General features: G+C 57.5%; 11 protein-coding genes. 7 read left to right on the top strand and 4 right to left on the bottom strand.

Going from position 1 to position 14,208, the window contains the following annotated elements; genetic code table 11:
- Positions 1-10: 10 nt before the first annotated feature.
- A complete protein-coding gene (locus tag QX073_RS16810) occupies positions 11-256 on the bottom strand; it encodes a conjugal transfer protein TraD (RefSeq protein WP_315825580.1) in 246 nt (81 codons plus the stop codon).
- A gap of 1 nt (position 257) precedes the next feature.
- Complete coding sequence (locus QX073_RS16805; protein WP_315825581.1) at positions 258-584, bottom strand: conjugal transfer protein TraD; 327 nt, start codon at positions 582-584, stop codon at positions 258-260.
- A 171-nt stretch (positions 585-755) separates the two neighbouring features.
- On the opposite strand from QX073_RS16805, the gene traA reads away from it, so the two are divergent.
- The 4 genes from traA (at position 756) to QX073_RS16785 (ending at position 8,146) form a co-directional block, all read left to right on the top strand.
- On the top strand, positions 756-3,767 hold the full coding sequence (traA, locus tag QX073_RS16800; protein ID WP_315825582.1) for a Ti-type conjugative transfer relaxase TraA: 3,012 nt from the start codon (positions 756-758) through the stop codon (positions 3,765-3,767).
- Positions 3,768-3,897: 130 nt separating this feature from the next.
- Positions 3,898-4,113 (top strand): helix-turn-helix transcriptional regulator, encoded by a 216-nt coding sequence (locus QX073_RS16795; RefSeq protein ID WP_315825583.1) that lies wholly within the window; start codon positions 3,898-3,900, stop codon positions 4,111-4,113.
- Positions 4,114-5,040: 927 nt separating this feature from the next.
- Positions 5,041-5,775, top strand: a complete 735-nt coding sequence (locus tag QX073_RS16790) for a trypsin-like serine protease (RefSeq protein ID WP_315825584.1) — start codon at positions 5,041-5,043, stop codon at positions 5,773-5,775.
- Complete coding sequence (locus tag QX073_RS16785; protein ID WP_315825585.1) at positions 5,756-8,146, top strand: S8/S53 family peptidase; 2,391 nt, start codon at positions 5,756-5,758, stop codon at positions 8,144-8,146. Before QX073_RS16790 ends, QX073_RS16785 begins: the two co-directional genes overlap by 20 nt.
- Positions 8,147-8,151: 5 nt before the next feature.
- Here QX073_RS16785 and QX073_RS16780 read toward each other — a convergent pair whose 3' ends face one another.
- Both QX073_RS16780 and QX073_RS16775 read right to left on the bottom strand, forming a co-directional pair.
- A complete protein-coding gene (locus tag QX073_RS16780; RefSeq protein WP_315825586.1) occupies positions 8,152-9,231 on the bottom strand; it encodes a hypothetical protein in 1,080 nt (359 codons plus the stop codon).
- A 36-nt stretch (positions 9,232-9,267) separates the two neighbouring features.
- Complete coding sequence (locus tag QX073_RS16775) at positions 9,268-10,443, bottom strand: hypothetical protein (RefSeq protein WP_315825587.1); 1,176 nt, start codon at positions 10,441-10,443, stop codon at positions 9,268-9,270.
- 265 nt (positions 10,444-10,708) lie between these two features.
- On the opposite strand from QX073_RS16775, the gene QX073_RS16770 reads away from it, so the two are divergent.
- The 3 genes from QX073_RS16770 (at position 10,709) to QX073_RS16760 (ending at position 14,148) form a co-directional block, all read left to right on the top strand.
- Complete coding sequence (locus QX073_RS16770; protein ID WP_315825588.1) at positions 10,709-11,029, top strand: cytochrome c; 321 nt, start codon at positions 10,709-10,711, stop codon at positions 11,027-11,029.
- 602 nt (positions 11,030-11,631) lie between these two features.
- Positions 11,632-13,005 carry a lipase/acyltransferase domain-containing protein gene (locus tag QX073_RS16765; RefSeq protein ID WP_315825589.1) on the top strand — a complete coding sequence of 458 codons (1,374 nt, stop codon included), beginning with the start codon at positions 11,632-11,634 and terminating at the stop codon, positions 13,003-13,005.
- Positions 13,006-13,008: 3 nt separating this feature from the next.
- Complete coding sequence (locus QX073_RS16760; protein WP_315825590.1) at positions 13,009-14,148, top strand: serine protease; 1,140 nt, start codon at positions 13,009-13,011, stop codon at positions 14,146-14,148.
- Positions 14,149-14,208: the final 60 nt, after the last annotated feature.

Below are 14,208 nucleotides of genomic sequence, written 5' to 3'. Positions count from 1 at the left end.
TTATCACGGTTCAACGAACTAGGCCTATTTGCGGTGCCGCGTCCATGTCGAACGCTTGCCTTCCCTTTGCGGCCCAGAACGCGCGAGCCTGTTCACGCTGATCGCTTTTTAGTTTCTCGGCGATCCATATTAGCGCGCCGAGGATCGTGGTGCGGTCATCACCAGTCAGATCCACGATACCGGCTTTGAAGACGAGACCGCCCAGTTCGATGAGATGCCTCGTGCGCTTGCGGCGTTCGACCTGCCACGCGCGCATGTCATGTCGCGCCCTTGCGGCTTGATCCCGGTTGCGCGCCGCTCGGTTGCGCAGCAGCGCCGTGCATGTCGCGGTCAATTGTTGGCGCATTTCGCCGCGACCGACCTTGAAAGAACGCGGCCCCGCGCCTGGCCCATGCCTCCCTCTTTCCGGCCTCTGTTGTCTCGGCCAGTACAATCAGTGCACCGGCTAGTTCGTCGGGGGTGAGTGTATCCGCCCCGATGGCGATGACCAATTCGCCGAGCTGGCGCACTTTGCGGGTTTTCAGCGCGCGCGCCTTTTCTTCGAGTGCCTTCAGGTCCGCATCAAAGTCCCTCGGTTTACGCATCCTCGTCTCCATGAGTGTCGATGGAGAAATGATAGTCGAGCACCCGGCACAGTACAGTAAGGTCATCAGGACGGCCTGGGACGCAGTAGTCCCTCCCGAGAATTTTTCGAGGGAGGGCGCGCTTATACGTCGTTCCGACGTACGCTTCGCTGTGTCAGTGATCTGATCGCGATGGCGATCTATCATCTTCACGTCAAGGTCATTGGCCGTAAGGCCGGGAGCAGCGCGGTGGCATCGGCGGCTTACCGCTCGGGCTCGCGGCTGCGCGATGAGCGGCTCGGCCGTGATCAGGACTTTTCTGAGAAGCGCGGCGTCGTTCATTCCGAGGTGATGCTGCCGGAGAACGCGCCGCAAGCCTGGAGCGACCGCGAGCGGCTCTGGAACGATGTCGAAGCGTTCGAAGTTCGTAGGGACGCCCAGCTGGCCCGTGAGGTGGAGTTCGCCCTTCCGCAAGAACTGACTGAGGCGCAGGGCATCGAGCTGGCTCGTGACTTCGTTCGCGGCGAGTTCGTCGACGTCGGTATGGTTGCTGATCTCAATGTGCATTGGGACAGGGGTGAGGACGGCATGCCCAAGCCCCATGCCCATGTGATGCTGACCATGCGCGCGGTCGACGAGAACGGCTTTAGCCGGAAGGTCCGGGACTGGAACCGCACGGAGATGGTCGAGCGCTGGCGCGAACGCTGGGCAGAACTTGCCAACGAACGGCTGGCCGAGCTCGACATCGACGCGCGGATTGATCACCGCAGCCTGGAAGACCAGGGCATTGCGCTGGAGCCGCAAAGCCAGATCGGCGCGTCCGCCAAACGGATCGAGATCCGAAGCATTGCGGGCGAAGGGGCTGAGGCTGACCGGGCCGAGATGCACCGCGAGATCGCCCGCGATAATGGCGCGCGGATCGTTGCTGATCCCTCCGTTGGACTGGACGCGATTACTCAGCAGCAATCGACATTCACACGCCGCGACCTGGCAAAGTTCGCGCACCGGCACAGCGACGGGCTCGACCAGTTCAACGAGGTGGTGGGCGCAATGCAGGGAGCGCCCGATCTGGTCGAACTCGGCAAGGACGCCCGCGGCGAGGACCGGTTCACCAGCCGCAGAATGATCGAGGCAGAACAGCGCCTGCACCGAACCGCGGAACTGATGGCGGGACGGGATCGCCATGACGTGCCCGATGCGGACCGCTTAGCCGCTTTGGCGCGGGCGGAAGCGCTCGGCCTGGTGCTTTCGTCCGAGCAGGCCGAGGCGCTGGCGCATGTCACGGATGGAGGCGATCTCGGCGTCGTGGTCGGCCACGCCGGGACGGGAAAGAGCGCAATGCTGGGTGTGGCACGTGAGGCGTGGGAAGCGGCCGGCTTCGAGGTCCGGGGCGTGGCGCTGTCCGGAATTGCGGCAGAAAATCTCGAAAGCGGATCGGGCATCTCGTCGCGCACGATCGCCAGCCTGGAGCATGGCTGGGAACAGGGTCGTGATCTGCTCAAATCGAGCGATGTGCTTGTCATCGATGAGGCCGGCATGGTCGGTACGCGCCAGCTCGAGCGCGTGCTGTCGCATGCGGCCGAGGCCGGAGCCAAGGTGGTGCTGGTCGGCGATCCGCAACAGCTGCAGGCGATCGAGGCGGGTGCTGCCTTCCGCTCGATCCATGAACGTCACGGCGGGGCGGAGATCGGTGAAGTGCGCCGCCAGCGCGAGGACTGGCAACGCGACGCCACGCACGATCTGGCGACCGGCAAAGTGGGCCAGGCGCTCGAGGCCTACCGCTCCCGCGACATGGTGCATGAGGCCGAGACCCGCGAGCAGGCGCGCGGCGATCTGATCGAGCGCTGGGATCGTGATCGGCAGGCATCCCCGGATCGAGGCCGGATCATCCTCACCCACACCAATGACGAGGTCCAACTCCTGAACGAGGCTGCACGCGAACGGATGCGCGCCGCCGGTGATCTCGGTGACGAGGTGCGTGTGACGGCCGAGCGCGGCGCGAGGGGCTTTGCTAGCGGAGATCGTGTCGTGTTCCTGCAGAACGAGCGCGGCCTCGGCGTCAAGAACGGCACGCTCGGGACCATCGAGGAGGTCAGCGCGCAATCCATCACCGTGCAGACCGACGATGGCCGGTCCGTGCGCTTCGAGTTCAAGGATTACAACCGGATCGACCATGGTTATGCCGCGACGATCCACAAGGCGCAGGGCATGACGGTCGATCGCGCCTATGTGCTGGCGACGCCCGGCATGGATGCTCACAGCAGCTACGTCGCCCTTTCGCGGCACCGCGATGGGGTGGACCTGCATTATGGCCGTGACGATTTTGCCAATGCGGACCGACTCACCCGCGCCCTGTCGCGCCACCGCGCCAAGGATATGGCCTCGGACTACGACCGGGCCGATCCGGTCCAGAGCTACGCCGAGCGGCGCGGGATCACGTTCCGCGAGCTCGTGGCTGAGATCGTGCGCAAGATCGTGCCGGAAAAGCTGCGCGACATGTTCGATGGCCTTCGCTCGCCTGCAGATGCCCCCGAGCCGGATGGCGGACGCAAGCCGGAGCAGGCATCGCCGGAGCCGGAGATGAACGGCACGGCAGCAGACCGGCGCGCAGCCGAAATGCCGGCAAAGAGCGTGGCCCAAGATCCGGAAGCGGAAGCGCGTCGCATTCGGACCCGGGCGCTCGTGCGCCATGCCCGCGCCGTGAATGCGATCTTCGCCGCGCAAGAGACGAGCGGCAATGCCAACCCTGCGCAACTCAAAGAGCTGCAGACGGCTCGCCAAGTCTTCGAAGAGGTGCGGTCCTTTGGTCCGCACGATGCCGAAGCCGCCTACAGGAAGAACCCGGAACTGGCACGCGAAGCGGCGGGCGGCCAGGTCAGCCGAGCTGTCCGCGCGCTCCAACTCGAGACCGAAGTCCGCACGGATCCGAGCCGCCGCGCCGATCGCTTCGTGGAGCGCTGGCAGAAGCTCGAGCAGACCGGCCAGCGTCAGTATCGGGCCGGTGACATGTCCGGCTACAGGACGACGCGCGCGACTATGGGCAACATGGCCAAAAGCCTAGAACGCGATCCGCAACTCGAATCCATCCTCGCCAGCCGCAAGAATGACCTTGGCATCGCCTTCGAGTCGGGCCGCCGGCTTGGCCAGGAATTGACCTTTGCCCATGGCCTCGATCTCGGCAGGGGCCGGAGCATCGGAATTTGACCCATCCCGTTTGCCGCCAGCTCTACTCCACAGGCACCGACGTATAATGCTTTCTCTTGTCGGTCCGCGACTATTTGGTCTGTCTGGTCTCAGAAGGCGTCATATACTCTGAGCAATAGGCAGCACGGCTATGCGCGAACCAGATCGTATCATCCGTCTGAAAACTGTCCTCGCTAGGACCGGGCTGTCGCGGTCCACCATCTATCGCAAGATCGCCGAAGGCACGTTCCCGGCCCAGCTCAAAATCAGCACCAACGGGACCGGTTGGCATGAATCGGACATCAACCGCTGGATCTCAGATCCCGTCGGATGGCGCCCCGGGCGCAAGTTCGATGAAGTCCGATGAGCTTCGGACCGGCACCGCGGATTCAAGCTGCGACGCGGCACTCTCAAGGTACAGAAACTTGCGCGTCAGATTGCGCCGGTGGGCCAGCACAGCCAACCCGATAGCACGGCTCGACGCGCCGCCTACACAACGCCGAACCAAATAGCCCAGAATTGCCGCCGAAATCTCAATTTCCGCTAACCCCTGGTGTCATTCGGCCTGCAATATTGACCCCCTAAGCCGGGGGATCGGCGTCCAAAATTGCCCCCCTACAGTTAGGTCTGTTGCGCTGCCATTAGCACTGAGATCGCGGGAAAGCAGATCGTCGAGGTCTGCCCCACCCATACGTCGGCGACGAACTTGCCGCCTTCTACATATCAAGCCGTGAGAAGAAAGCTTTCGATCGCAGCCTCTGCCGCGATGTGGCTGTCTCCGTCGCCGGCGTTCGCCCAACTCCCATCATCGCCCGCGCCATCCTGGCGCGCTCGGCGATACCGGCGTCGAGGCCTGCACGCCCCTTCATGAAAGGATCTTTTCGGTCTCGGCGGCGCGGCGTCCGAGCGAGACCGCGTTCTTGTCGCTGCTCGGAGATCCTGGCAATACATGGTCAGGTAACGCTTGCTGCCCTTTCGCTGTCGGCCATTGATTGCCGCCCACGTACGGGTCGCAGCCCGCAGCCGCAGTCCGCTACCGTCGAACGCAGATTCTCGACGACGGCGAAAGAATTGATCTACCGCGCGAAACACGCGCATGCGCCAAACGTCTGTTCGAACAACGAAAAACCGCTTGAACGAGGCAGCGCTTGCAATCTACTATAGGTAGATATTTCCTCACCTCCCATTGACGATCAATTTTATGAGCCCTCGCAATCGGATCTGGACGCCATTTCTCACAGCGGTTTGCCTCTTGGTGGCCTTGTCTGCACAGCCAAAGGCGGACGAACTTGTAATGGTCGGATCGGCGAACAGTGCCGGCGGCACAGTTCAGATCGACGGGGGCGCAAAGCAGGACACGAAGAACTGGCCAGCAACGCTAAAGTATCTGGTTGCTGGAAAGTTTACTTGCACAAGCACGATTGTGGGCGAGCACTCCGTCATAACGGCCGCGCACTGTCTGCCGGACGGCACGACGGCAAGGGTTGAGATTGGCGACAAGAAGTTCAATCTGACTTGCACGCTGCATCCTCATTTTAACCGGGATACTTTGGAGTTCGACGTCGCGCTGTGTTTCAGTAAGGACCCCTTTCCCAACACAATTGGTTATGAGAACCTGGACGTTAAAGTCACCCGCGTTTCGGTGGGGTCCATACTCTTCTTGCTCGGGTACGGCTGCCGGGACGTCAATTCGCAGGTCGATTTTGGCCAGCTCTACGGCGGGAGCGCGACGGTATTCCAGTTAGCGCCCAGCCGGGGCACCCACATCAGGACTCACGATGGGGTTGTCATCTGCCCAGGCGACAGCGGGGGCTCAGCCTACGTACTCGCGAGCCAGGACCAACCAGTCAGCCCGAGATCGATCATTGGTATCAACTCGGGCTACGCCGCACTAACGCGCGTCTCAGCTATCACTCCTTTGGCCGGGGATGTAGCGGGGTTCATCCGAGATTGGGCCGACGACAGAAAGACCACGATCTGTGGCATCCACTCCAACGTTCTGTATTGCCATGACAGGTTCGTTCCCTAAAGCTCCAGCGATTTCGATTTTCGCTTCTGCCGTTTTTGCTGCCTCAACCCTACTGAGCGCGCCATGTGCGCTTGCTCAGTCGTCTCCAACAAATCTGTTGATTCAGACGAAGAAATTGACGCCCGAACTGGTTGTGGCGGTCGCAAAATGGGGACAGGAGAAGTCTATACGCGCCAAGGCCGGGACAGACATCATTCAATTGATCTCCCAGCAATGCGGCACGGCGAACGCCCGTCGTTATTACCTTCCACTCTTCCTCTCAGCCAACGCCAGCAATCCGGAAATTAAGAGCGGAAAGCTCGTCCTCACAAAAGAGGCTACGCTTGTATTACCCGCCTGCCTTTATGCAAACGAAAAGCTGGCGTTGGTGCCCGTATCAGAAACGGGAGTTGATTGGACGAAGCCCACGCCCGTACCTAGCAGCACTCTCCAAGATGTGCTGCGGACGTATCAAGAGTCTATAAAATCTAAGCCGCAGTCGACGAAATCAAAGCCTTCATCGCTGAACAAATGGATACCGATCCTGGGCTCTTCTAACAGCCTGATTTTTGACCCTGCAGAAAGTTCAAATTCCTCAACTTGGGCGGCTCAAACCATCGACTACGATTTCCTTGTTAAAGGTAAGCCCACGACTAAAGCCGCGCCGAACACCGGACCCATCTTGGTCGCTCGTGCAGACAGTGACCATCTTTCGAACATTTCTATCAATGATCAGTATCATAAGGTATTGAAGGACGCATTGAAGTACGACGTGAGTTCGGTCGAGCCTCGCCTCGTTCAGGGCTCGGCTGGGCTCGAGAAAATGCTTCGGGCTCAGGATGTGCTCGACTTCAACGACATCAAAAGCTTCAAAAATATCCCTACAGGAGCAAGTCTCGTGACGTCCGATTTTGCTCCGGGCGCTTACCCCATCACATTGAAAGAAGGCGCTGACGTCAAAGTGGCAGCAAGAGAGATATTTACGTCTGCGCCGCGAGCAACTGCTGCAATCGGGCAACTTAACAACATTAGTACATATTTTGCGGAACCTCTAGGAGGCGATGACAAGGAGTGCAAGCCAGGTCCATCGGATACTTGGCCAGTGAACCTTAAGGAATTGCAGACCGTGCTCCGGCTCCGCAAGGCGATAGGTGCTATGCCCACGACCGGCTTACTTCTGGTGCTCGATACAGGCTTTCCGCGAGGGCAGACCGATACGGCTCCTTTTGCCAAAATGTTCTTCTATCCAAGCCCTCAAGACGACGATCCCGCGCGCGAGCGTTATCTGTGGTCTGTGACCCGCCCGCCTGAGTATTTCAACGACAATTCGGAGAATGCTAGCCACGGCGTCGGCGTACTTGCGTTGGCGCTAGGAGGCTTGGGGGTCCTGAAGCAGAACATGCTCGCCTCGAATGTTGAGACCCAGGGAAAGCTCGTCCTAGACTTGATGGCCTACCAACGGCTGCCTGGCAATAAGCTCGGCGTAGCCCCCGAAGCAGTGACAAGAAGTCTATCCGGAACAGGCTGGGGACGGGCCGACATCCTGACTGTCAATCTGAGCCTCAAGTTTGAGCTGGAAAATCTCGAAGAAGCTCCAGACTTTAACGGCTATCTCGCGCTCCAGAACCAGGTCCTGTTTGTCTTGGCAGCAGGCAATGATGGCGAAGACGCGGCAGACGTGGTCCCAGCTCGCTGGGGAGGCATTGCTAACAAAAATGTCATTACGGTGGGCGCAATCGGAGCGGATAACAAGCTTTGGAAAAAATCGAACAAGAGCAGCGCATTCGTCGACATCGCAGCGCCCGGATGTGCAGTTCCGACCACCTACTGGAATCCTTCTACGAAGAAGTTCGATGAAGTTGTGCTGAGCGGCACGTCCTTCGCAGCACCTCTTGTCTCCTTTGCTTCCAATCTACTTCGCGAGTACGGGACCGGCGCTCGACGAAAGGCGCGTATTCTTGCCAGCGGACGCTATTTTCCGGATCTCCAGACGGTCACGCGCTCATCGCGCGCGTTGGACATCCCGACCGCCTTAGCGACACCCTTTGATGTTGTGCGCACCAGCGCCGGAACATTGCGATTTGGGCGCGTTAAATGGCTGCCGGGAAAGACCTTGTGCGGGATCCCCTTCACGCAAGGGACGTTTGCACAGGTTCATCGTATGAGCGATCAGCCAAACAAAGTGAGCGTGGTCAAAATGCAGGGAGCTCAAGCGTTAGGAGCGCTCGATCTCAAAACGTGTGATCTTGCAAATGGGCAATTGGACGCCATTCCATTCGAAGAAGCACAGCTTGGGGATAACGGTTTTAGCTATGCCCAAGCAGAACCAATAGACATTAGAAGCGTAGAGAGCATCACGTTCTGCGAGAGCTGTGAGCTTAGACCACAGTAATTACATCACTGGCTCGGAGATGGTGGGAATACCGCATTAGGAGCCAGAAGATAAGGTCGCTCGCGACCAATGGAAGGAACTCTTGTTGCCCCTGGCTCACGAGCTGCGGGTTTGATTTTATCCTTGCCCTCAGGCTCCTTCTTTGGCTCAGCTATATGGATCGGATTCTCCGCGCTTCCAAGCTCCGGCTTGGGTGTTGCGAAGCCCGACGACCCGGATTTGGCAGCATTGGCATATGCCGAGCTTGGGCCGTTGATGTACAGTTGTAGGTTGCTGTTTTGCTGCAGGGAGCCAGTCCCCTGGACCGCCAGCGGATTCCAGGAAACGGTTACGAGGGAATATTTCGCCTCGATGCCGCCGATGACCTGGACCGCGAAAGAGTAGTACATCTGTGCTGGCTCGGCCTTTTCTGAGCCTTTTGCGGGATATAGGAAGTTTTCGCTCATGAGAGAGCCGTTGTCGCGCAACCAGGCGGCCAAGGGCTTCTGACCGTTCACATTGATTCTCGTAAAGTTAATAGTATCGCTTTGCGAAGTTTCAGCTAACGCCTCGAGATCCTCAAGCGTCCTTATCGGAGCAGAAAAACACCTTGCTCGGTCGTTCTGGTTCGACAACTCGTCCGGTGAAATCGCCAGAGGCGCGGCGTCTTGCCTCAAGAGGAAGGACCAAATGAGATCATACGTCCCCTGCCCCGACAGCGTCGGCCCGACATGCACCGTCTCGCTTGATGACGGGCTCAGGATTCGTTTGAAGTCTTCGGATGTTCCGGCTCCTATGCCAGCAGAATCTGTGACCTTAAGTTCGACCGTGAAGGCACCATAGAGCTTCGGCGCGACTTCAAAATAGGAATAGCGAGTGAAGGCCTCCTCCGGGGCCGTCTTAGCCAATAGAAGATAGGCTGCCTTTCGTCTGCGCTCGATCTCATAGAAGGTCACCAGTTCACAACGGACAGCCTTCAGAAATCCAGGTAGCTGACCAGCAGAAATCACGCCCGCTTGAGGATCGTGAACGTAGTAGAGGCTCGTACAACTCGTTATCGCCGGCAAAATGAGGCCAATGCTCAACGCACGTGCAGCAGTCTTCATGAGGCACCGACTCAAGGCAATTTGCTAATCTGACAATTACTTCTTCGGTCTGGCCCGAAACAGCGACCAGACGAAATCAAGCTGGGCGTATCGGCCCGTCTGCTTGGAGTTGGCATCCCTGATGATGAACCAGTTTGGATCGGGTGACCCGTTAAAGCTTTGCCCATCAGGCCGGAAGATATCCAGCCTATCGTTCCCAGTGGGACCGATGGTGGATCGTGCATGACAAGTTATGCATGAGGACGTTGCCTGGAATCCCTCCTCAGGCTCCGAGTTTGCAAGCAAAGTAGCGCTTCCCCTAGAGTCAATGAAGTCGACCTGGGTACCTCTCAGTCTGTAGTTCGCCCACTTAGTGCCCTCAAGCCCGATCCCCTTGGGCGCGAGATTGCAATTAAAGGGCTTGGTCGGACAAGCGAATGTGTCGCGAGATTCGAGCTTCCAAGCCTCGTTGCCAGGACGCGTCGGATTGTCCACGTGTTCGAACGTTGCCCAGAGCCAATTGGGCAGGTCTTTCGTGGTTATGTGAAGAGCCGTAAGGCCATAAATGCGCTCTTGGCCATCAGGCGTCTTTAGCGCGGTCCAATGATATCTCGGCTTGTCGGCCTCGGAAATCTGTCGCCACTGCGCCTTGATTTCTTTCGCTCGGCTTGGGAACGAAATAGTCAATTGTCCTTGCTTCGCAAGCGCATTCTGGCCATCGAGATTATAGAGGGTATTCGAACGGACAAACTCGTACGCATCCTTATTCAAACGTGTTTCGTTAGTAAGCGTCAGAGCAGCCTGCGGGTCGAAGGCGGGGCGCGCAATGCCCAATTGAGCGTCGCGAGCGATCTGCTGCAGCGGCCTCGTCTCAAAGTCTGCCAATTCCCTTACAGCGGGCTTGACTTGATCCAGCCAAGCTCCCGGATCGCTGCCGTCTGGTTTGAATACGTCGTGAGCTATCTTCCAAGTTTCCCAGACGACGGGCCCGTCAGCTCCGAATTTTGCGGAGGGGTTTGCTGCTCGCTTTGCGATGTCAGCTGGCCAGTTAATCGACACAAACAGCTTCCACGCATATTCATCCGGCCGGCTTAGTGCCGCCGCGGTATCTTGCAAATCGTCCCACGGTTCAGCGCCAGCAGGTCCGATAGTGAGAACGCCCGCCGCTGTAGCGGCGAATGCGAAGGTTCTAAAGAACGAGAATACTGTTGAATGAAATGATCTTGTGGCCATTGGTGCCCCCCATTGGCTCAGTCAATTCTGGACCTCTCTACTAGCGCGTGTCAATATCTTTAACACAATCCAGATCTATCTGCCGGTTGGATGGTGTCTTTAGGTGCCCTACGGTTCGAGCGGTAAGGCAATCAGTTCTCGGGCGTTGCGTCCGGTGTCCGCAAGCGCGCTCAATGATCTGAGTGGCCCGGCGAGTTGGCGAACTAGCCAACACCCATTCGCAGGCTCAATTATGAGCAGTGAAATTCATAGTGGAGAGGAAGGTATGGGATTTGATCGCATCAAAACAATACTCGACCAAGGATTGGCAGCCTGGGAGCAGCAAAATGGCCCCGCGGCCCTGCATGGACACGGCCCGACCTTCAAGTGGGATACAAAGGAAAACCTCTTGGCTGCAATCGGACATGGTAAGCAACTGATACAGCCCGACCTGGTCGGAAAGGACGGCGCCAGCGCAAACCTGGTGATCGACTTGAGAACAGGAATTGCTAGTCCAGCATTCAGAATGCCGAAAGGTGGCCCCTTCATTCCGGACGCGGAAGTACAGGAAATCGTTGACTGGATAAATCAGGGATGTCCCGACTAGGAGCGATGCCGAAGCTTCGCGCCAAGTCCGCCCGCTTTCCACTCGCCCTCACTTAGAAGGATGAGAGGGCCACTGCGGCCGCTAGCATGCCGTTCTTTCTTGGAGCGGCTGATGAACAGGGCCGATTCTGAACGCGGATCGTTCAGCAACCCAAGTTTCTAACGTGCCAGATCTCATCTTAAGCCGGGGTGAAATTGAGACGTCATCTGTGGCTATGCGTTCAATGATGAAGCGGTCGATGCGCGCCGCGCAAGCTTCCGAGGACTGCCGATCTATCGCGATGATCGAGAAATGAAGCCGGGTGGCGCCTTGGCAGCGGCCCGGCTCACTACCTCACCACTGCCTTAGCTAGTTGAGGTTGCAGAAAAATTGCTCTGCGCCTAAGATCGCCTAGTCTGGATCGTCCAATTTGTGGCAATTCTTTTTGCGGAGCGCGTATGTTTCGCCAAGCTTGTTTCCTTCTCATTGCATTCGTTTGCGCTTGTGCTGGAGCCGCCCACGCGGCTGAATCGGTCAGGCGGCCTCTCGTCGTCGTTGCAGGCATATTGGGTAGTAAGCTCTGTACTTCTTCCGGCGAGGTGGTCTGGGGTACGGGAAGCTCCTTGCAGAATTTTGCCCGCCTAGAACTGGGAGGCCCTTCAAAGGAAGCCCTCTCCCCATGCGGCTTGATCGACAAAGTCGAGGTCTTTGGCCCATTTTATTCCATCAAAGCCTATGCTGCTCTTTTGACAAATCTCAAATCTCTTGGATTTGATCAATCCAATCTACATCTGTTTGATTACGATTGGAGGCAGAGCAATTTCGAGACGGCGGCGAAATTCAAAACCTTTATCGAAGAGCGACAGAAGGACGGCAGACTGCCGGGCCAGTTCGACATACTTGCTCACAGCATGGGCGGGATTGTTACGCGGATTTACCTGGACAAGAACCCAGACAATTCCGTGAATAAGGTGATCTACTTCGGCACGCCGTTTCTCGGGTCCGCAGACACGCTCGGTACGCTTTCGGAAGGCTGGGGACGGTTCGCAAACATTCTCGCGGGTGGGATGAACACGATCCGTCGCGTTGCGATCTCCTTCCCGGGATTCATGGAGCTCCTCCCGCGTTACAAGGAATGTTGTTATGTGCGCCTAACGAATAACGGCAAAAAACCCATCGACGTATTCGACGTCGAGCAGTGGCGATCGCTTCACTGGCTTCCTGATGAAATTAGCTCAAGCCCCGAGCGCCTTGCCGCGTTCAACACTAACCTCAATAACGCGAGGACCCTGAGCGATCTGCTCCGAGCTCCACCACCGAAGGTAAGCGAAGTCATCTTTGCGGGCGATGCCAAGCCCACGAATGTTTATTTTGCCGTCAAAGAGGGGGCTACCGCCCCCGATGCAAGTCGGTGGTACTTTTCGAAGGATCTCGGTGACGGGACAGTTCCCGCCTGGAGTGCGGCGCGAAACCCAGGTTTTGATGACCTTTCCGGAACCATGGTGTCGTTCTCTGAACATGCGACTTTGTTCGATGATAATTGGGCCGAAAGTGAGCTAAAACGTGAGCTACTCTCAATCACGCCCGTTGTGAGAGAGCCGATAAATGGCCGAGGCCATCCGATCATAAGCGCTCGATCCGGCGGGACCCAAATCAATTGGACAATCAGAACACTGGACGTGACTTGCGAACAGCCTACCTATGCCAACACTGATACCCTTCGCGCAACGGCGGCGATCAACGTGGATGGACCTACCGAGTCGCTGAAGACTGGATTGGTGATAGCCAAGGCCATCCTTCGCAATGGATCTCAGGAGATTGAGATCCCGGTGAATGAGACTAGCGGCACGGCAGATTTTTCGCGGGGGAGGCTGACATTTTCAATCACTGCCGATCTGAGTTCTTTCCAAAAAGGAACGTTCGAGCTCGAGTTTTCCTTGCCTACCGTCCGAGACGACGCCAAGTCTGCGTACCGTTTTGCCATCGTTGAGGACTGAACAGTGAAACGGCACCTTATTTGCGTGCTCAGCGCAACGCTCCTCAATTGTGCTTGGCCTAACCAAGTCTCTGCCATTGATGCAGGGCAGGTCCTGACAAAGATGGAAGGTAAAATCGTCCATCTGCGAGTAGCCGGCCAAGAAGCACCTGGGGAAACATTTGTACAGCCCATACATGGGTCGGGCGTAATCGTTAAGACGGGAGCGTCCGACCCAAAGCTCAAGTTTCGTATCCTCACGGCAGGACATGTCGTAAAATCCGACGCGTCCTGGGCTCCTCTTGGCAGCAGGGTGAATCGAGACGTCTACATCATCGCCGAATACGGCCCTGGTAGCATCGAGTTTCGACCCGTAACAGGGGTGTTAGTGAATGGTCAGAGCGACATCGCACAAGTTGTCACGGGACCAACGACAGCCCTCGCAGCCGATTTAAATCCCACACCCTTGATCTCCGGCAACAAGTACGTGGTCGTGAGTTGGGGCATGAGTGGGGATCGTGTTGCCGAGAGCGCCGGCGCGAAAGTCGTGAGGGTGATGGGTGCAGACGATGTAGATCCTGAGCTCGTACAGCTCGAGGGCGAGCTCGTGCCAACCGAAAGCGGATCTCCCGTCCTCGACGAGACGGGAGCGGTTGTAGCCATTGTCGTCATGAGGGAAGTTACAGGAGGCATTTCAAATAAGGCGCTGGCTCTTCCGATTCAAAAATTTATCGAATGGATAAGGGGCGATCAAGGAGGGCCCGTGACCGAAGCCGCTCGCGCCGATCTAGCAACACTTGTTGGACAGACAGCCGGGCTCTGCATCTTCCTTGGTAAGCGCTCCGCATTGGCGAGGAAGCAACTGAGATATCCGGATGCTCCGTTTGGCCGAGAAATCCTTTCGCAAGTTCAGCAAAGGGCGTCCGGGCAAGCTGAACCAAATTTCACGATTTTCGATCAGCCATTGCGTATTGCCCCCCAGGCAGAAGCTATAAATGTTCGGTCTCGATGCCCGGAAATCGAAGACGGCAAGGCATATTATGGCTCCGTGGTTTCTCAGCTCACGCCGAAAACCAAAATTAAAGTCGGCGCTATTCAAGCAATGCGCTACCTTGATGACGTCTTTTACTGGGCGAGAGTTACCGATGTCACCTCGAGCGAATAACGCTCTGTTTCTGCATTCCAAACGGTCAGCTTATGAAATGATGTTACAAGTGCGAGTGGC

The organism is Bradyrhizobium sp. SZCCHNS3052, from assembly GCF_032484495.1.
Lineage (GTDB): Bacteria > Pseudomonadota > Alphaproteobacteria > Rhizobiales > Xanthobacteraceae > Bradyrhizobium.
Note: the sequence above shows the minus strand (reverse complement) of the source record. Positions and strands in the feature narration are given on the sequence as shown.